The organism is Pseudomonas sp. CP-1, assembly GCF_021213715.1.
GTDB classification, from domain to species: Bacteria; Pseudomonadota; Gammaproteobacteria; order Pseudomonadales; family Pseudomonadaceae; genus Pseudomonas; species Pseudomonas aeruginosa.
Genome location: NZ_JAJQKY010000013.1, coordinates 57,802 through 76,924, shown reverse-complemented (window position 1 = coordinate 76,924; position 19,123 = coordinate 57,802). Strand labels below are relative to the sequence as shown.

Here is a 19,123-nt window from a genome sequence, read left to right as displayed (position 1 = left end):
GCCCGGCGATGCCCGACAGCCAAGACCAGACCCCGAGCACGGTCCAGACCCTGAAAGCCAGCATCCTCGCCAAGCTGCGCTACAGCGTCGGCCGCGACCCATCCACCGCCTGCCCGCACGACTGGTTCGAAGCGGTGGCCCTGGCGGTGCGCGACCACATCATCGACCACTGGGAGGAGGCCACCCCGCAAGGCGAAGCGCCCGCGCGCAAGCGGGTCTACTACCTGTCCCTGGAGTTCCTCATCGGTCGCCTGTTGCTGGACAACCTCGGCAACCTCGGGCTGCTCGAGGAAACCCGCCAGGCCCTTGCCGAGCTGGGCGTCGACCTGCAGCGGATCGTTGCCCTGGAGCCGGACGCGGCGCTCGGCAACGGCGGCCTCGGACGCCTGGCGGCATGCTTCATGGAAAGCATGGCCAGCCTCGACATTCCCGCGCATGGCTATGGCATCCGCTACGAGCATGGCCTGTTCCGCCAGGTGCTGACCGACGGCTGGCAGCAGGAGCAGACCGAGACCTGGCTGGATTTCGGCAATCCCTGGGAGTTCGAACGACCCGAGGTCAGCTACTACATCGACTTCGGCGGCAGCGTGCAGGTCGACAGCGAGCACAGTGGCCGAGCCATCTGGCGGCCGGACGAGCGGATCCGGGCGATCGCCTACGACACGCCGATCGTCGGCTGGCGGCGTGCCAGCGTCAATACCCTGCGCCTGTGGCGCGCTCGCGCCGAGGAAGATCTGCAACTGGACCGTTTCAACGCCGGCGACCATATCGGCGCGGTGGTCGACGTGGTCAAGGCGGAGAGCATCTCGCGGGTGCTGTATCCGGCCGACAGCACCGAGGCCGGTCAGGAACTGCGCCTGCGCCAGGAGTACTTCTTCGTCTCAGCCTCGCTGCAGGACCTGCTCGACCGCCACCTGCGCCATCATCACGACCTGCGTAGCTTGCCGGAACAGGTGGCGATCCAGCTCAACGACACCCACCCGGCGATCGCCGTCGCCGAGCTGATGCGGCAACTGGTGGACGTGCACCAACTGGCCTGGCCGGACGCCTGGGCGCTGAGCGTGGCGACCTTGTCCTACACCAACCACACGCTGCTCCCGGAAGCCCTGGAATCCTGGCCGGTGGCGCTGATGGAGCGCCTGTTGCCGCGCCACATGCAGATCATCTACCTGATCAATGCCTTCCATATAGACGCGCTGCGTGCCCAGGACATCCACGACTTCGACCTGTTGCGTTCGGTCAGCCTGATCGAGGAGGGCCACGGCCGGCGGGTGCGCATGGGCAACCTGGCGTTCCTCGGTTCGCACCAGATCAACGGGGTATCGGCATTGCACACCGAGCTGATGCGCGAAACCGTGTTCCATGACCTGCATCGCCTCTATCCGCAGCGCATCAGCAACAAGACCAACGGCGTGTCGTTCCGCCGCTGGCTGTTCCAGGCCAACCCGGGGTTGACCGAGCTGCTGGTGGAGACCCTCGGCGCCGACCTGCTGGACACCCCGGAACGGCGCCTGCCGGACCTCGAGGAGCACGTCGAGGACGCCAGGCTGCGGGCGCGCTTCGCCGAGCAGCGCCGGCAGAACAAGACCGCCCTGGCGCGCCTGGTGCTGGACAGCCTCGGCGTGGCGATCGAGCCGGAAGCGCTGTTCGATGTGCATATCAAGCGTATCCACGAATACAAGCGGCAGTTGCTCAACCTGCTGCACACCGTGGCGCTGTACCAGGAGATCCGCAACGACCCGACCGCCGACCGTGTGCCGCGGGTGAAGATCTTCGCCGGCAAGGCTGCCGCCAGCTACCACCAGGCCAAGCTGATCATCAAGCTGGCCAACGACATCGCCCGCACCATCAACGACGACCCCACCGTGCGCGGCCTGCTCAAGCTGGTGTTCCTGCCCAACTACAACGTCAGCCTGGCCGAGGCGATCATTCCCGCGGCGGACCTCTCCGAGCAGATTTCCACCGCCGGGCTCGAGGCCTCCGGGACCAGCAACATGAAGTTCGCCCTCAACGGCGCGCTGACCATCGGCACCCTGGACGGCGCCAACGTCGAGATGAGCCAGCGGATCGGCCTGGAACACATGTTCATCTTCGGCCTCAGCGCCCAGCAGGTGGAGCAGCGCCGGCAAGCCGGGGAGCTGGAGATGGGCGGGGTGATCGCGGCCTCGCCGCGGCTGGAGGAAGCCCTGGAGGCGATCCGCAGCGGGCTGTTCTCGGCCGACGACCGCAGCCGCTACGAAGGGCTGGTGGACGGCCTGGTGCACGACGACCGCTTCATGCTCTGCGCCGACTTCGAGGCCTACTGGCATGCGCAGTGCCGGGTCGAGGAAGTCTGGCGCGAGCCCGATCGCTGGTGGCGCTCGGCGTTGCTCAACGTGGCGCGGATCGGCTGGTTCAGCGCCGACAGGACGATCAGCGAATACGCCCGGGATATCTGGAAGCTATGAAGGGCCTTACCAGAAGCCGGCCGGGTGACGGCGTTCGGGGCCCTCCAGGCGAAGGTCGAAGGCGCGGCGGAAGAATACCGCCAGCTCGCTGTCCAGCACCATCGGGTTGATCGACGCCAGCTCGGCCGGCAGGCTGTGCCATTCCTGGGCCCCGGCCAGGTACTGGCGATGGATGACCCGCTCGCCGGGAATCGCCAGCAGGCTGTAGTGGCTTTTCTCGCCTCCCGGCTCGCCGACTTCCAGGCGCAGGCGAGGATGGCCGTCCTCGTCGAGGTTGAGGTCCACGTTGCAGTCCAGGCCGTAGCTGCGCGCCTCTTCGCAGGAGTCGACGAAAAGCGGTTTCGCCACCTGTTCGACGAGAGAAATGAAATAGTGCTGGAATCGCACTTCGTCACTGTTTTCCATGGCGAGTTCCATTTGTTTTAAAGTTCGACGATTAATTATTGAATGGGTCTATCGGAATGTCAGGGGTTGCAATAGAAAAGAATAATTAAGTGCCTCCGCCTGGGGCTTCTTCGGTATTCGCTCCATGATATTCGGGGTAGGGTTCCTGATCGCTGTCTCCCGGTTCGAAATTCCATTCATGGCAATCGCGATCGGGTTCTTCGTTGCTTACCACGGGATCGCTGTAGGCCGGATGCTCGTAGGGTTTCATGGTGCTCCTCCGAGATGTGCGGGCTTTCATCTGACGCAATTCTGGGATTTCTGTCAATGCTGGCAATGGAATAAGGCAAGGATCTTTGAACCCTATGGATTGCGCTCGAAACATGCTGGCAAAACGCTTCGCTTTCATTCGCTGAAAATAATCTGAACCCCTGGCGAAACACCCTCTCAGAGTTAGGGCATGCGCAACGCATGCGTCCATGAAATCTGTTCTGAAGAGATTATTCGGAGGAAATAGAAATGGCACAGCATCAAGGTGGTAAAGGCAACTTCGCGGAAGACCCGAAACGTGCTTCGGAGGCCGGCAAGAAGGGCGGCCAGGCCAGCGGCGGCAACTTCAAGAACGATCCGCAGCGGGCCTCCGAGGCTGGCAAGAAAGGTGGCCAGCGCAGCCACGGCGGGAACTGATAACCGCGCAGTGAAGTGAATGGGGCGGAGCAGGGAGGCATCCGCCCCATTTTCATGCCCAGGATGAGGAGAGGAAACCGATGAGCGAGCAGAACAACGAGCAGCGCAGCCAGGCGGCCGGCACCGACACCGTCGACCGTGGCAACAGCAACGCCAAGCTGGAACAGCTGGAGGCCTATCGCGAGGACGCCACCGGAGAGGCCCTGAGCACCAATACCGGCACCCGCATCGCCGATAACCAGAACACCCTGAAGGCCGGCGAGCGCGGACCGTCGTTGCTCGAAGACTTCATCATGCGCGAGAAGATCACCCACTTCGACCACGAGCGCATTCCCGAGCGCGTGGTCCACGCTCGTGGCTCGGCGGCGCATGGCTACTTCGAGGCCTACGAGGACCTCAGCGACCTGACCAAGGCCGGCTTCCTCGCCGAGGCGGGCAAGCGTACCCCGGTCTTCGTGCGTTTCTCCACCGTGCAGGGGCCGCGCGGGTCCGCGGATACGGTGCGTGACGTACGCGGCTTCGCCGTGAAGTTCTATACCGACGAAGGCAACTTCGACCTGGTCGGCAACAACATGCCGGTGTTCTTCATCCAGGATGCGATCAAGTTCCCGGACTTCGTCCATGCGGTGAAACCCGAACCGCACAACGAGATTCCCACCGGAGCGTCTGCCCACGACACCTTCTGGGACTTCGTTTCGCTGACCCCGGAGTCGGCGCACATGGTCATGTGGCTGATGTCCGATCGCGCCATTCCGATCGCCTACCGCAACATGCAGGGCTTCGGCGTGCACACCTTCCGCCTGGTCAACGCGGCCGGCGAGAGCGTGCTGGTCAAGTTCCACTGGCGACCGAAGTCCGGGACCTGCTCGCTGGTCTGGGACGAGGCGCAGAAGCTCGCCGGCAAGGACCCCGACTTCAACCGGCGGACCCTCTGGGAGGACATCGAGAAGGGCGACTATCCCGAATGGGAACTGGGCCTGCAGGTGATCCCGGAGAACCAGCAGGACAGCTTCGACTTCGACCTGCTCGACCCCACCAAGCTGGTGCCCGAGGAGTTGGTGCCGGTAAGGGTGGTGGGACGGATGGTACTCAACCGCAACCCCGACAATTTCTTCGCCGAGACCGAACAGGTGGCGTTCCACGTCGGCCACCTGGTCCCCGGAATCGACTTCACCAACGACCCGCTGTTGCAGGGTCGGCTGTTCTCCTATACCGACACCCAACTGCTGCGCCTGAGCGGGCCGAACTTCAACGAAATCCCGATCAACCGCCCGCTGTGTCCGTTCCACAACAACCAGCGCGACGCGCCGCACCGGCAGACCATCAACCGCGGCCGGGCTTCCTATGAACCGAACTCGATCGACGGCGGCTGGCCGAAGGAAACCCCGCCGGCGGCGCGCAACGGCGGCTTCTCCAGCTACCACGAGCCGGTCAGCGGCAGCAAGCTGCGCAAGCGCGCCGACTCCTTCGCCGATCATTTCAGCCAGGCCGCTTTGTTCTGGCACAGCATGAGCGAGGCCGAGCAGGCGCATATCGTCGCCGCCTACAGCTTCGAACTGTCCAAGGTCGAGCGGCAATCGATCCGTGAGCGCGAAGTCAACCAGATACTCCTCAACATCGATCCGCAACTGGCCGCCAGGGTCGCGGCGAACGTCGGTGTGCAGCTCGCCGCGCCGGCCAACCCGGCACCGCAGCCGAAGCCGTCGCCGGCGCTGAGCCAGATGAACCTGCTGTCCGGCGACATCCGTTCGCGCAAGGTGGCGATCCTGATCGCCGACGGCGTCGCCGAGAGCGACGTCAGCGACCTACGCGACGCGCTCCGACAGGAGGGCGCGGACGCCAAGCTGATCGCCCCCAGCGCTTCGCCGGTGCAGGCCGAAAACGGTGCCGAACTGATCCCGGAGGGAACCTGGGACGGCCTGCCGTCGGTAGCCTTCGACGCGGTCTTCGTGCCTGGTGGCGCGGCCAGCAGCCAGGCCATCGGCGCGGACGGACGCGGTCTGCACTACCTGCTGGAAGCCTACAAGCACCTGAAGCCAGTGGCCTTCGCTGGCGATGCCCAGGCGCTGGCCAGCCAGCTTTCGTTGCCTGGCGACCCCGGCGTGGTGCTCGGCGCCACGGCCACCGATGTCTTCCCCGGTCTGCGCCAGGCATTGATGCAGCACCGGATCTGGCAGCGCGAGGCGGCGACCAAGGCGATCCCCGCCTGAGGAGCGCCGCTGGCGAATCCGATCGCACCTTCCCGTCGTCTCGTCGGTCACAGCTGGAAAGGGCGGCTGGCCGAGCGATTCGGCGGGAGGACCCGGATGACCTTGCGTTGCCTGATCGGCGGTTGCGACTGGTGCCGGCAACCGGCGTTGCGACTGGGTGAGGAAACCTTCGACTGCGAGCGCTGCCTGCGTTGCGGTGCCCTGCGCTACAGCGGGATACAACGCCGATGAGCGCCTGGGAGACGCTGTGGAAGATCCTCGGCGAGGAGTTCGCCGATCTCGCCGACTTCGAGCAGACCGCCCGCGCCGCGTTGCGCCTGCTGCTGGCGGCGGCGCTCGGCGCGGTACTCGGCTACGAGCGCGAGCAGAGCGGCAAGGCCGCCGGCCTGCGCACGCACATGCTGGTAACCCTCGGCGCGGCGCTGTTCGTCATGCCGCTGCAATTGCAGGGTGGCGGGGCGGACGCGCTGAGCCGGGTGATCCAGGGCACCGTCGCCGGCATCGGCTTCCTCTGCGCCGGCACCATCCTCAAGGCAGGTCGGGAAAGCCGGGTCAGGGGCCTGACCACCGCGGCGGGACTCTGGGCCAGCACCGCCATAGGCGTCGCGGTCGGACTCGGTCACCAGGGTACCGCGGTACTCGGGACGGTCCTGGCGCTACTGGTGCTGCATGTCCTGGCCTGCCTGAACCGTTCGCCGCCATCTTCCGATAGCCATTGAGGAGAGTTCCGTCATGTTCAAGGACTTCGACGCCTGTACCGCCTGGACCGACGCGATGCAGGAGCGCTGCCAGCCGGTCGGCCTGATCCTCTATCAGCCCAAGCGGCGTGGCGCGGCGGTACGCATGCTGTGGGTAGTGACCCCGGGTTGCAGTTGCCTGAGCGACGCCGAGACCGCCGCCGACAACCTGCTCCAGCGCATCACCGACATCGCCGCCGACGGCCGCGTGCGTTACGCGGACGGCGGCACGCTGTAACCATCAAGAGGAGGAAACCGGCATGGCGCGTGCGATCTGGAAAGGCGCGATCAGCTTCGGCCTGGTGCATATACCGGTGAGCCTGTCGGCGGCGACCTCGTCGCAGGGCATCGATTTCGACTGGCTCGACCAGCGCAGCATGGAGCCGGTCGGCTACAAACGGGTGAACAAGGTCACCGGCAAGGAGATCGAGCGCGAGAACATCGTCAAGGGCGTGGAGTACGAAAAGGGCCGCTACGTGGTGCTGAGCGAGGAAGAAATCCGCGCGGCGCATCCCAAGTCGACCCAGACCATCGAGATCTTCGCTTTCGTCGATAGCCAGGAAATTCCCCTGCAGCACTTCGATACCCCGTACTACCTGGCCCCCGACCGGCGCGGAGGCAAGGTCTACGCGTTGCTCCGGGAGACCCTGGAGCGCACCGGCAAGGTCGCCCTGGCCAACGTCGTCCTGCACACCCGCCAGCACCTGGCGCTCCTGCGGCCTCTAGAGGACGCCCTGGTGCTGATCACTCTGCGCTGGCCGTCGCAGGTGCGCAGCCTGGATGGCCTGGAGCTGGACGAAAGCGTCACCGAGGCGAAACTCGACAAGCGCGAGCTGGAGATGGCCAAGCGCCTGGTGGAGGACATGGCCTCCCACTGGGAGCCGGACGAATACAAGGACAGCTTCAGCGACAAGATCATGAAGCTGGTCGAGGAAAAGGCCGCCAAGGGCCAGCTGCACGCGGTGGAGGAAGAGGAGGAGGTGGCCGGCAAGGGCGCCGACATCATCGATCTCACCGACCTGCTCAAGCGCAGCCTGCGTTCCCGCGCCGGCGGCGGCAAGGACAAGGGCAGCGAAAAGGCCGGGGCCGACGCGAAGGGACGCGCCAAGTCCGGTGCCTCGCGTTCGCGGCGCAAGGCCTGAGGCGAGCCGCTGGGTAAATCAACCTGAACCAATCGGTCGCCGGCGGGCTCGGAATCAATGATCGTCCGCGCCGCCGGCCATTCGAGGCCGGCGGAAGCCTCGCGACCCATCGCCGAACCCACGTCCCGGAGGAGCGCGCCTCGATGAGTTCGATTGTCCGCAACAGCGACGATGATCCGCTGGTCATCGCCATCCAGCAGCCCCGTATCGCCATCGAGTCGGTCAGCCCGGTGGTGGAAGAGGGCGCCTATCCCGCGAAGACCGAGAGCGACCGCGACCTGCGCCTGGCCGCGCGAATCTTCACCGATGGCCATGAGGTACTCGGTGCCGAGGTGGTCTGGCGGCGTGTCGGGGAAACCGCGGAGCGGCGCCTGCCGCTACTGCCCGAAGGCAACGATTTCTGGAGCGCGCAGCTGCGCACGCCGCCCTGCGGCCGCCTGTACTTCCGTATCGAAGCCTGGATCGACCGTTTTGCCGGCTACCGCCGCGAACTGCGTGCCAAGCATGGCGCGCGCCTGCCGCTGGACCTGGAGCTGCGCGAGGGCGACGAACTGCTGCGGCGCTGCGCCGAGCGCGGCGGTCTGGAGATCGCCGCCGCCTGTGCGCCGCTGGCCGAACGCCTGCAGGCCTGCCAGAGCGTCGAGGAGCGGGTGGCGCTGTGGCTGGCGGCGCAGACCGGCGAACTGTTGCGTCTGGTCGGCCCGCGCGAGCACCTGGTGCGCAGCCGCGAATACCCGCTGGAGGTGGAGCGACCGCTGGCGCGCTTCGCCAGTTGGTACGAGCTGTTCCCTCGCTCGGAAAGCGGCGACCCGACACGCCACGGTACCTTCGACGACGTGATCCGGCGCCTGCCGCAGATCGCCGCGATGGGCTTCGACGTTCTCTATTTCCCGCCGATCCACCCCATCGGCCGCACCCATCGCAAGGGCCGCAACAATTCCTTGCGTGCCGAGGCCGGCGACCCCGGCAGCCCGTATGCGATCGGCAGCGAGGAGGGCGGCCACGAGGCGATCCATCCCGAACTGGGCGACCGCGAGGATTTCCGCCGGCTGCTCGTTGCGGTGCGCGAGCACGGCATGGAACTGGCGCTGGACTTCGCCATCCAGTGCTCCCCCGACCACCCCTGGCTGCGCGAGCATCCCGGCTGGTTCGCCTGGCGTCCGGACGGTAGCTTGCGCTACGCGGAGAACCCGCCGAAGAAGTACGAGGACATCGTCAACGTCGACTTCTACGCCGAACAGGCCCTGCCGAGCCTGTGGGAAGCCTTGCGCGACGTGGTGCTGGGCTGGGTCGAGCAGGGCGTGACGCTGTTTCGCGTCGACAACCCGCACACCAAGCCACTGCCGTTCTGGGAGTGGCTGATCGCCGAAGTGCGCGGCCGCCATCCGCAGGTGATCTTCCTTTCCGAGGCGTTCACCCGTCCGGCGATGATGGCGCGCCTGGGCAAGGTCGGCTTCAGCCAGAGCTACACCTATTTCACCTGGCGCAACGACAAGCAGGAACTGGCGGAGTACTTCGCCGAACTCAACCAGCCACCCTGGCGCGACTGCTACCGGCCGAACTTCTTCGTCAACACCCCGGACATCAATCCCTGGTTCCTGCAAAGCTCCGGCCGCCCCGGCTTCCTCATCCGTGCCGCCCTGGCGACCATGGGTTCGGGGCTGTGGGGCATGTACTCCGGCTTCGAGCTGTGCGAGGCGGCGGCCTTGCCGGGCAAGGAGGAGTACCTCGACTCGGAGAAATACCAGTTGCGTCCGCGCGACTACCAGGCGCCGGGCAACATCGTCGCCGAGATCGCCCGGCTCAACCGCATCCGCCGGGAAAACCCGGCATTGCAGACGCACCTCGGGTTCCAGGCCTACAACGCCTGGAACGACCGCATCCTGTATTTCGGCAAGCGCACCGCGGACCTCGCCAACTTCGTCCTGGTGGCGGTCTGCCTGGACCCGCACGAAGCCCAGGAGGCGCATTTCGAACTGCCGCTGTGGGAGTTCGGCCTGCCCGACGACGCCAGCCTCCAGGGCGAGGACCTGATGAACGGGCATCGCTGGGTCTGGCACGGCAAGGTCCAGTGGATGCGCATCGAACCCTGGCACCTGCCGTTCGGCATCTGGCGCGTGCGGCGCGTCGACGCATAAGGAGAAACCCATGGCCAGACGCGAGAAACCGGTCTTTCTCAACGACCCGCAATGGTACAAGGACGCGGTGATCTACCAGGTCCACGTGAAATCCTTCTACGACGCCAACAACGATGGCATCGGCGACTTCGCCGGGCTGATCGAGAAGCTCGACTACATCGCCGACCTCGGCGTGAACACTCTCTGGCTGCTGCCGTTCTACCCGTCGCCACGCCGCGACGACGGCTACGACATCGCCCAGTACCGTGGCGTGCACAGCGACTACGGCAGCCTCGCCGACGCCCGCCGGTTCATCGCCGAGGCCCATCGACGCGGTCTGCGGGTGATTACCGAGCTGGTGATCAACCACACCTCCGACCAGCATCCCTGGTTCATCCGCGCCCGCCACGCGAAGAAGGGATCGCGCGCCCGCGACTACTACGTCTGGTCGGACAGCGACGAGAAATACCAGGGTACGCGGATCATCTTCATCGACACCGAGCAGTCCAACTGGACCTGGGACCCGGTAGCCCAACAGTACTACTGGCACCGCTTCTATTCCCACCAGCCGGACCTGAACTTCGACAACCCGCAGGTCCTGCGCGAGGTGCTCGGGGTGATGCGCTACTGGCTGGACATGGGCGTCGACGGCCTGCGCCTGGACGCGATTCCCTACCTGATCGAACGCGACGGCACCAGCAGCGAGAACCTGCCGGAGACCCACCAGGTGCTCAAGCGCATCCGCGCCGAGCTGGACGCGCACTATCCCGACCGCATGCTGCTGGCCGAGGCCAACCAGTGGCCGGAAGACACCCGGCCGTACTTCGGCGGCGAGGATGGCGGCGAGGGCGACGAATGCCACATGGCCTTCCACTTCCCGCTGATGCCGCGCATGTACATGGCCATCGCCCAGGAGGATCGCTATCCGATCACCGACATCCTGCGCCAGACCCCGGACATCCCGGCCAATTGCCAATGGGCGATCTTCCTGCGCAACCACGACGAGCTGACCCTGGAGATGGTCACCGACGACGAGCGCGACTATCTCTGGAACCACTATGCCGCCGACCGCCGCGCGCGCCTCAACCTGGGCATCCGCCGGCGCCTGGCGCCGCTGGTGGAGCGTGACCGGCGGCGCATCGAGCTGCTGCACAGCCTGCTGTTGTCGATGCCGGGCACGCCGACCCTGTACTACGGCGACGAGATCGGCATGGGCGACAACATCTACCTCGGCGACCGCGACGGCGTGCGCACGCCGATGCAGTGGTCGGTGGACCGCAACGGCGGCTTCTCCCGCGCCGACCCGGCGAAGCTGGTGCTGCCGCCGATCCTCGACCCGCTGTACGGCTACCAGACGATCAACGTCGAGGCGCAGGCGCGCGACCCGCATTCGCTGCTCAACTGGATGCGCCGCCTGCTCGCCGTGCGCAGCCAGCAGAAGGCCTTCGGCCGCGGCAGCCTGAAGATGCTCGCGCCGAGCAACCGACGGATCCTCGCCTACCTGCGCGAATACGCCGAGGGCGAACGGCAGGACAGCATCCTCTGCGTGGCCAACCTGTCGCGCGCGGCCCAGGCGGTGGAACTGGACCTCGCCAGCCATGCCGGCAAGGTGCCGGTGGAGATGATCGGCGGCATGTCGTTCCCGCCGATCGGCGAGCTGACCTACCTGCTGACCCTGCCGCCCTACGGCTTCTACTGGTTCTACCTGGCCGACGCGACGCAGATGCCGAGCTGGCACGTGGCCGCCGACGAGCGCCTGCCGGAACTGCCGACCCTGGTGGTCAAGCAGCGCCTCGGCGAGCTGCTGCAGGGCGCATCGCGGAACATCCTGGAAGGCGAGACACTGCCGGCCTACCTGCCGAAGCGCCGCTGGTTCGCCGGCGAGAAAGGCCAACCACGGCTCTGCTACATCGTTCCGCTGGACGAGGCGGAGCCGCGCTGTGCGCTGTGCGAAGTGGAGATCGACGGGCTGCGCTACCAGTTGCCGCTGGGCTTCCTCGACGCCGACCAGCGCGGCGACAGCCTGCCTCAGTTGCTGGCCCTGGCGCGCCTGCGGCGCGGGCGCAAGGTCGGCCTGCTGACCGACGCCGCCAGCCTGCCGCTGTTCGCCCGCAAGGTCCTCGCGCAACTCCGCGCCGAGGCGGTGATCGCCCACGGCGACGGCGAGATCCAGTTCATCCCGGCGGCGGGACTGGCGGAACTGGACGACATCGCCGACGAAGACGTCCTGCCGTTCTCGGTGGAACAGTCCAACAGCTCGATCCGCTTCGGCGAGCGCATGGTCCTCAAGGTGCTGCGCAAGATCCTTCCGGGGCTGCACCCGGAAATCGAGGTCGGCGGCTACCTGACCCGCCACGGCTACCCCGGCATCGCCCCGTTGCTCGGCGAGGTACGGCGGGTCGGCGCGGATGGCGAGCCGCACACGCTGATGATCCTGCAGGGCTACCTGAACAACCAGGGCGACGCCTGGAACTGGACCCTGGACAACCTGGAGCGAGCCGTGCGCGACGAGATATCCGCGGCCAGCGAGGCGCTCGAAGGGCAATACGACAGCCTCGCCGAACTGCGCGGCTTCGCCGCCAACCTCGGCGCCCGGCTCGGCGAGATGCACAGCGTACTGGCCGGCGAGTCGGACGATCCGGCCTTCGGCAGCCGCGAGAGCGACGAAGCCAGCGTCCAGGCCTGGGCGCTGCGCATCGCCGAACAGTTGCGCGAAGCCGGCAAACGCCTGAGCGAGCCGCCACGGCCGTTGCAGGGCGAGGCGGCGGAACAGGCGCGGCGCCTGCTGGAACGCCTGCCGGTGCTGCTCGAACGCCTGCCGCTGCTGGCCCGGCAGGCAGCCGGCGGGCTGCTGATCAGGGTTCACGGCGACCTGCACCTGGGCCAGGTGCTGATGGTTCAGGGCGACGCACGCTTCATCGACTTCGAGGGCGAGCCGGCGCGCAGCCTGGAAGAGCGCCGCCAGCGCCACAGTCCGATGAAGGACGTCGGCGGCATGCTGCGCTCGTTCGACTACGCGGCGGCGATGGTCCTGCGCAACGCGCAGAGCACCGATAGCTCGGAACAGGCCGACAGCGCCCGGCGCAAGGTCGCCATGCGCTATCGCAGCGAAGCCCGCGACGCCTTCCTGGTCGGCTACCGCGCCGCCGCAGCGGGCCTCGCGCACGCCTGGCACGGCCGCGAAGGCGAGGGCGCGGCGCTGGCCCTGGCCTGCCTGGAAAAGGCCGCCTACGAACTGCTCTACGAAGCCGACTACCGCCCCGTCTGGCTGGAAGTGCCTCTCGCCGGTCTGGCCGAACTCACCGAACACTTCCTGAAGGGCAAGAACCGATGAGCGAACCGATGTCCGAACGCGAACGCTGGCAACTGGAGCTGGACAAGCTGCAGCGCGGCCTGCAGGGCGATCCATTCGCCTTCCTCGGCCCGCAGCGCGACCCCGGCGGCGAAGGCGGCGTGCTGCGCGCCTACCTGCCCGGCGCGCAGCGCGTCGAGCTGCTCGACGAAGACGGCGCGACGCTCGCCGAACTGGAGCAGAGCGACCCCGGCAGCGGCTTGTTCCAGCGCCGCCTGGAGCGCCTACCGCCGCGCTACCGCCTGCGCGTGCACTGGCCGGACGGCGTGCAGGAAAGCGAAGACCCCTATGCCTTCGGGCCGTTGCTCGGCGAACTCGACCTTTACCTGTTCGCCGAAGGCAACCACCGCCAACTGGCCTCCTGCCTGGGCGCGCAACTGACCCGTCACGAAGGCGTGGAGGGCGTGCGCTTCGCGGTCTGGGCGCCGAACGCCGTGCGCGTCTCGGTGGTCGGCGATTTCAACGGCTGGGACGGGCGCCGTCACCCGATGCGACGACGCTATCCATCCGGCGTCTGGGAACTGTTCGTCCCGCGCCTCGGCGAGGGCGAACTGTACAAGTACGAGTTGCAGGGCCACGACGGCCTCCTGCCGCTGAAGGCCGACCCCCTGGCGCTGGCCTGCGAGACGCCGCCCGGAACCGCTTCGAAGACCTGCGCGGCGTTGCGCCACGAGTGGCGCGACCAGGACTGGCTGGCCCGGCGCGCGGAGCGCCAGGGCTATGCGGCACCGCTGTCGATCTATGAAGTCCACGCCGGCTCCTGGCGCCACCGCGACGGCCGGCCGCCGCACTGGTCGGAACTGGCGGAGGAGCTGATTCCCTACGTGCGCCAGCTCGGCTTCACCCATATCGAGCTGATGCCGGTGATGGAACATCCCTTCGGCGGCTCCTGGGGCTACCAGCCGCTCGGGTTGTTCGCCCCCACCGCGCGCTACGGCACGCCGGAGGACTTCGCCGCGTTCGTCGACGCCTGCCACCAGGCCGGCATCGGCGTGATCCTCGACTGGGTGCCGGCGCATTTTCCCACCGACGCCCACGGCCTGGGCCGTTTCGACGGCACGGCGCTGTACGAGTACGAACATCCCTTCGAAGGCTTCCACCAGGACTGGGATACCTACATCTACAACCTTGGCCGCAGCGAGGTGCACGGCTTCATGCTGGCCTCGGCGCTGCACTGGCTGCGCACCTACCACGTCGACGGCCTGCGGGTGGATGCGGTGGCCTCGATGCTCTATCGCGACTATTCGCGCAAGGAAGGCGAATGGCTGCCGAACCGCCATGGCGGCCGGGAGAACCTGGAGGCCATCGACTTCCTCCATCACCTCAACCAGGTGGTCGCCAGCGAAACCCCCGGCGCGCTGGTGATCGCCGAGGAATCCACCGCCTGGCCCGGCGTCAGCCGTCCGGTGGCGGAGGGCGGCCTGGGCTTCAGCCATAAGTGGAACATGGGCTGGATGCACGACAGCCTGGCGTACATCAGCGAAGACCCGCTGCACCGGCGCTATCACCACCACCAGTTGACCTTCGGCCTGCTCTACGCCTTCTCCGAGCATTTCATCCTGCCGATCTCCCACGACGAGGTGGTACATGGCAAGCACTCGCTACTGGACAAGATGCCCGGCGACCGCTGGCAGAAGTTCGCCAACCTGCGCCTGTACCTGAGCTTCATGTGGTCGCACCCGGGCAAGAAGCTGCTGTTCATGGGCTGCGAGTTCGGCCAGTGGCGCGAGTGGAACCACGACGGCGAACTGGACTGGTACCTGCTGCGCTATCCGGAGCATCAGGGCGTACAGGACCTGGTGGCGGCCCTCAACCGGCTGTACCGCGAACTCCCCGCACTGCATGCGCGCGACGGCGAGGCGCTCGGCTTCGAATGGCTGATCGGCGACGACCAGGCGAACAGTGTCTACGCCTGGCTGCGCCACGCGGCCGGCGAGCCATCGCTGCTGGCGGTACACAATTTCACCCCGGTGCCGCGCCAGGGCTATCGGATCGGCGTACCGCAAGGCGGCGACTGGGACGTGCTGCTCAATAGCGACGCCCAGGCGTTCGCCGGTTCCGGCTCAGGCAGCCAGGGCCGCGTCTCCAGCGAGTCGTGCGGCGCCCATGGCCAGGCGCAGTCGCTGCTGCTCGACCTGCCGCCGCTGGGCACGCTGCTGCTGCGTCCGGCCGGCTGATTCAAGCCTGGCCCTGGCGCAGGCGGCGCTGTTTGCGGCGCAGGCGGATCGCCCGGCGCTCCAACAGCAGGTAGACCACGCAGGCCAGCGCCAGGGGTAGGAGGAAATACAGCACCCGGTAGCCGATCAACGCGGCCAGCAGCACGCCCTGGGACAGGCGCCCCTGGAGCAGGGCGATGAACACCGCTTCGAGCACCCCGAGCCCGGCCGGGATATGGGTGATGACCCCGGCGATGCTGCTGATCAGGAGGATCGCCAGGACGCTCGGGTAATCCACGCTGTGCGGCAGCAGGCTGTACAGCAGGAGCGCCATCAGCGACCAGTTGCTCGCTCCGAGCAGGCCTTGAAGGGCCGCCAGCCGCCAGGACGGCAGGGTCAGCCGATGCTCGCGCCAGCCCCAGGCGCGGCGTCGGGCGAAACGGCAGGCCAGCAGGTAGCCGGCGGCCAGCGCCAGGAGCAGGGCGCCGATCAGGCGCAGGCCGTCGCTGCCGAGCTTCCAGCCCGGCGGCAAGGCCGGCAGGCCGCAGCTGAACAGGATGCCGGCGAGCAGCAGGTAGCCGAACCAATTGGTCACCAGGCTGAAGGTGAGGATCCGGGTGATGTCGGCGATGCCCAGGCCGAGCCGGCTGTACAGGCGATAGCGCAGCGCCACGGCGCCGACCCAGGAACTCAGGTTGAGGTTGAACGCATTGCACACGAAGGCCACGGTGAAGACCCGCCGCTTGGGCAGCGAGTGGCCGATGTAGTAGCGGCTGAGCAGGTCGAAACTGCTGAACACCGTATAGCCGGCGGCCGCCAGCAGCAGTCCGAGGAACAGGGTCGCGGGGCGATACTCGCCGAGGGCGTGGCGGACTTCCTGCCAGTCGAGATTCTTCACCAGCAGGAACAGCAGCACCGGGACCAGCACGAAGAACGCCAGGGTCAGCAGCCTGCGCAGCCAGCGCCAGTGAGCGCGGCGTGGCGCCGCCGAGGCAGTTGCGTGACCGCCGCCGTTCATGGGTTGCCCCGCTGGCCCTGGCGTTCCTGCCAGCGCCGCGACGGACGCGGCTCCAGCGATTTCAGGCGCGGCAGATGGGCGGGTACCCAACCGGCGATGGCCGGGAAATGCCGGGAAAAGTGGAAGCCGAGGAAGATCAGCGGCGCCCGCCACCAGTAACCGCGCCTGGCGTGGCGGCGGCTGATGCGCCGGCAGTGGCGGCGCGCCAGCTCGCGCAGGTGCTGGTAGAGCTGGCCGTTGAAGGCGACGTCGTGGATCACCAGGTTGGCCTCCAGGTTCAGCGACAGGCTGAGGGGATCGAGATTGCTCGAACCGATGGTCGACCAGTCGTCGTCGATCACCGCGACCTTGCCGTGCAGCGGACGCTGGCAGTATTCGTGGATACGCACGCCCTCGCGCAGCAGGTAGTCGTAGAGCAGCCGGCTGCACAGGCGCACCAGCGGCATGTCCGGCATGCCCTGTAGTACCAGGTCGACGCGCACGCCGCGGCGCGCCGCATCGCGCAGCTCGCGAAGCAGGCGGTAGCCGGGGAAGAAATAGGCGTTGGCGATCAGCAGGCGTCGCCGCGCCTGGCGGATCGCCTGCAGGTACTCGCGCTCGATGTCGTCGCTGGACTGGTCGTTGTCGCGGATCACCAGGCGCACCCGCGCCGGCTGCCCGGCGCCCGACGGCCGCAACGGCGGGTAGTCGGCGTCCGGTTCGAGCAGCGCCAGGCAGGCCTGGCGGATATCGCGCACCACCGGGCCCTCGACGCGCACCGCGTAGTCCTGCTTGGCCATGTTGCCGCGACGCACCAGGTGGTCCTCGCCGTAGTTGATGCCGCCGACGAAGGCCTGCTGGCGATCGATCACCACCAGCTTGCGGTGCAACCGGCGAAACAGGTTGGTACGCATGCCGAGCAGGCGCGGGCGCGGGTCGAACAGGTGCACGCGAACCCCGGCGGCGGTGAGCCTGGCCAGGTAGTCCGGGCTGAGCGAGGCGGTGCCGTAGCCGTCCACCGTGACCTGTACCTCGACACCGCGCTCGGCGGCGGCGCTGAGGGCTTCCTGCAACTGCCGGCCGACCTCGTCCTCGAAGATGATGAAGGTTTCCAGGAGGATCTCCCGGCGCGCCTCGGCGATGCACTGGAACAGGCGCGGAAAGTACTCTTCGCCGTTGATCAGCAGTTCTACGCGGTTGCCGTCGCGCCAGGGGAAGTTCATGGCTCCACCTCCACCGCCAGCGGCAGGTGGTCGGACAGGTGCGACCAGGGCCGCCGCGAGAGGATGCGCGGCTGGCGCCCGCGGGCATTGCGCAGGTAGATGCGGTCCAGCGGCAGCACCGGCCAGCGCGCCGGGAAGCTGCGCGCCGGCCGGCCCTGGGCGCCGACGAAGACTTCGCGCAGGCCGCAACCAGCGAGCAGGCGGTCGGCGCGCTGGCGCCAGTCGTTGAAGTCGCCGGCGACCACCACCGGCTCGCGCTCCGGCAGGCCCGCCACCAGCTCGCAGAGCAGTTGCAACTGGCGCTGGCGCTGCGCCTCGCGCAATCCCAGGTGCACGCAGACCGCGTGCAGCGGACGGCCGATGTCGATCACCGCATGCAACAGGCCGCGTTCCTCGTTGCCCGCCACCGAGACGTCGAGGTTGCGGTGGGCGAGGATCGGATGCTTGGAGAGCACGGCATTGCCATGGTGGCCTTCGGGATACACCGCGTTGCGCCCGTAGGCGAACTGCGGCCACATGCTGTCGGCCAGATACTCGTATTGCGGCGCCGGCGGCCAGGACGGCAGGCGCGCGGCGTGCAGGCTATGGGAGCCGAGGACCTCCTGGAGGAACACCAGGTCGGCACCGACGCTGCGCACCGCTTCGCGCAACTCCGGCAGGATGAAGCGCCGATTGAACGGGTTGAAACCCTTGTGGGTGTTCACCGTCAGCACCTGCAGGCGCGGCAGGATCATGCGGCACTCTCCCGCAGGTCATCGGGCAACTGTCCGGGCACCGTGCGCAGGCTGCCGTCGAGTTCCAGCAGCTGCAGGAGGCGCCGGGCGTCGTAAGGTGCGCGCACCTTGACGTCGTTGTCGAAGTAGCAGTACAGGTCGCGCGCCGTCGCCTTCGCCGGTGCGTCCTGGCTGGCCCGGCGCAGGTCGTCGGCCTGGCCGCCGCTGGCCCAGGCGTGGATCCGTGCCTGCCACTGGCCCAGGGCCGCTTCCGAGTAGCCGCTGCGGTACAGCTCCTTGTCGCCATGCAGGCGCAGGTAGAGGAAGTCGGCGCAGACGTCGCCGAGCAGCGGCCACTTGCCGGCGGTATCGGCCACCACCAGGGCCACCCGGTATTCGCGCAGCAGCTCGATGAACGTCGGGTCGACGAAGCTCTCATGGCGGATTTCCACGGCATGCCGCAGGCGCTGCGCCGGATCGCCGTCGAGGTAGCCCTCGCGGTGCAGGCGCGCGGCGCTGTGCCGGGCGAGCTTCTGCGCGGCGGCGCCGTCGCGCGGCAGGCGGGCGAGGAAATCGGCGAACAGCTCGCGGTCGAAGCGCATGCTCGGCGGGAACTGCCAGAGGAACGGGCCGAGGCGCTGGCGCAGGGCGAGGGGGCCGGAGGCGAAGAAGTTCGCCAGCGGCTCGTCGATCTCGCGCAGGCGCCGCACGTGGGTGATGTAACGCGGGGCCTTGACGCTGAAAACGAAGTCCTCGGGGGTGTCCTCGGCCCAGCCGCGGAAGCGCTCGGGCGTCTGCAGGGCGTAGAAGGTGCCGTTGATCTCGATGCTGTTCACCGCCCGCGAGGCGAAGCGCAGTTCGTCCTTCTGGCGCAGCCCCTCGGGATAGAAGTCACCTCTCCAGGGGGCGTAGCGCCAGCCGGAAATGCCGATGCGCAGGCGTGCCGGTGCGCTCATGC

At 67.5% G+C, this 19,123-nt stretch carries 16 protein-coding genes; 10 read left to right on the top strand and 6 right to left on the bottom strand.

Features of this window, described 5'->3' with window-relative positions:
* The first annotated feature begins 8 nt into the window (after positions 1-8).
* Complete coding sequence (locus LT948_RS23015) at positions 9-2,447, top strand: glycogen/starch/alpha-glucan phosphorylase (protein WP_003088906.1); 2,439 nt, start codon at positions 9-11, stop codon at positions 2,445-2,447.
* A 6-nt stretch (positions 2,448-2,453) separates the two neighbouring features.
* On the opposite strand, the gene LT948_RS23010 is transcribed toward LT948_RS23015, so the two are convergent.
* On the bottom strand, positions 2,454-2,852 hold the full coding sequence (locus LT948_RS23010; RefSeq protein WP_003088908.1) for a hypothetical protein: 399 nt from the start codon (positions 2,850-2,852) through the stop codon (positions 2,454-2,456).
* An 85-nt stretch (positions 2,853-2,937) separates the two neighbouring features.
* Positions 2,938-3,102 carry a hypothetical protein gene (locus LT948_RS23005; protein WP_003088911.1) on the bottom strand — a complete coding sequence of 55 codons (165 nt, stop codon included), beginning with the start codon at positions 3,100-3,102 and terminating at the stop codon, positions 2,938-2,940.
* 248 nt (positions 3,103-3,350) lie between these two features.
* Between LT948_RS23005 and LT948_RS23000 the strand changes: the two genes are divergently transcribed.
* The 9 genes from LT948_RS23000 (at position 3,351) to glgB (ending at position 15,253) form a co-directional block, all read left to right on the top strand.
* Positions 3,351-3,518: a general stress protein gene (locus tag LT948_RS23000; protein WP_003088912.1), complete on the top strand. Its 168-nt coding sequence runs from the start codon at positions 3,351-3,353 to the stop codon at positions 3,516-3,518.
* 80 nt (positions 3,519-3,598) lie between these two features.
* Positions 3,599-5,728, top strand: coding sequence for a catalase HPII (gene katE, locus LT948_RS22995; RefSeq protein ID WP_003088914.1), 2,130 nt, complete (start codon positions 3,599-3,601; stop codon positions 5,726-5,728).
* A gap of 96 nt (positions 5,729-5,824) precedes the next feature.
* Positions 5,825-5,959 carry a PSPA7_2676 family Cys-rich small protein gene (locus LT948_RS33205; protein WP_003088917.1) on the top strand — a complete coding sequence of 45 codons (135 nt, stop codon included), beginning with the start codon at positions 5,825-5,827 and terminating at the stop codon, positions 5,957-5,959.
* A complete protein-coding gene (locus tag LT948_RS22990; protein ID WP_003088919.1) occupies positions 5,956-6,447 on the top strand; it encodes an MgtC/SapB family protein in 492 nt (163 codons plus the stop codon). The genes LT948_RS33205 and LT948_RS22990 overlap by 4 nt, the downstream gene beginning before the upstream one ends.
* A 13-nt stretch (positions 6,448-6,460) precedes the next feature.
* A complete protein-coding gene (locus tag LT948_RS22985; protein ID WP_003088922.1) occupies positions 6,461-6,703 on the top strand; it encodes a hypothetical protein in 243 nt (80 codons plus the stop codon).
* 22 nt (positions 6,704-6,725) lie between these two features.
* Positions 6,726-7,607, top strand: a complete 882-nt coding sequence (ku, locus tag LT948_RS22980) for a non-homologous end joining protein Ku (RefSeq protein ID WP_019371816.1) — start codon at positions 6,726-6,728, stop codon at positions 7,605-7,607.
* A 143-nt stretch (positions 7,608-7,750) separates the two neighbouring features.
* Complete coding sequence (locus tag LT948_RS22975; RefSeq protein WP_034083709.1) at positions 7,751-9,745, top strand: alpha-1,4-glucan--maltose-1-phosphate maltosyltransferase; 1,995 nt, start codon at positions 7,751-7,753, stop codon at positions 9,743-9,745.
* A 10-nt stretch (positions 9,746-9,755) separates the two neighbouring features.
* Positions 9,756-13,058, top strand: coding sequence for a maltose alpha-D-glucosyltransferase (gene treS / locus LT948_RS22970; protein WP_073657398.1), 3,303 nt, complete (start codon positions 9,756-9,758; stop codon positions 13,056-13,058).
* Positions 13,055-15,253 carry a 1,4-alpha-glucan branching protein GlgB gene (gene glgB / locus LT948_RS22965; protein WP_023091850.1) on the top strand — a complete coding sequence of 733 codons (2,199 nt, stop codon included), beginning with the start codon at positions 13,055-13,057 and terminating at the stop codon, positions 15,251-15,253. The genes treS and glgB overlap by 4 nt, the downstream gene beginning before the upstream one ends.
* A gap of 1 nt (position 15,254) precedes the next feature.
* On the opposite strand, the gene LT948_RS22960 is transcribed toward glgB, so the two are convergent.
* From LT948_RS22960 to LT948_RS22945, 4 genes are read right to left on the bottom strand one after another with little or no spacing between them, the layout of a single operon-like run.
* Positions 15,255-16,250: a lysylphosphatidylglycerol synthase domain-containing protein gene (locus LT948_RS22960; protein ID WP_016561864.1), complete on the bottom strand. Its 996-nt coding sequence runs from the start codon at positions 16,248-16,250 to the stop codon at positions 15,255-15,257.
* On the bottom strand, positions 16,247-17,452 hold the full coding sequence (gene clsB / locus LT948_RS22955; RefSeq protein WP_003132149.1) for a cardiolipin synthase ClsB: 1,206 nt from the start codon (positions 17,450-17,452) through the stop codon (positions 16,247-16,249). The genes LT948_RS22960 and clsB overlap by 4 nt, the downstream gene beginning before the upstream one ends.
* Positions 17,449-18,186: an endonuclease/exonuclease/phosphatase family protein gene (locus LT948_RS22950; protein WP_003113649.1), complete on the bottom strand. Its 738-nt coding sequence runs from the start codon at positions 18,184-18,186 to the stop codon at positions 17,449-17,451. Before LT948_RS22950 ends, clsB begins: the two co-directional genes overlap by 4 nt.
* Positions 18,183-19,121 carry a DUF72 domain-containing protein gene (locus LT948_RS22945; protein WP_003139560.1) on the bottom strand — a complete coding sequence of 313 codons (939 nt, stop codon included), beginning with the start codon at positions 19,119-19,121 and terminating at the stop codon, positions 18,183-18,185. The genes LT948_RS22950 and LT948_RS22945 overlap by 4 nt, the downstream gene beginning before the upstream one ends.
* Between the last annotated feature and the right edge of the window lie 2 nt (positions 19,122-19,123).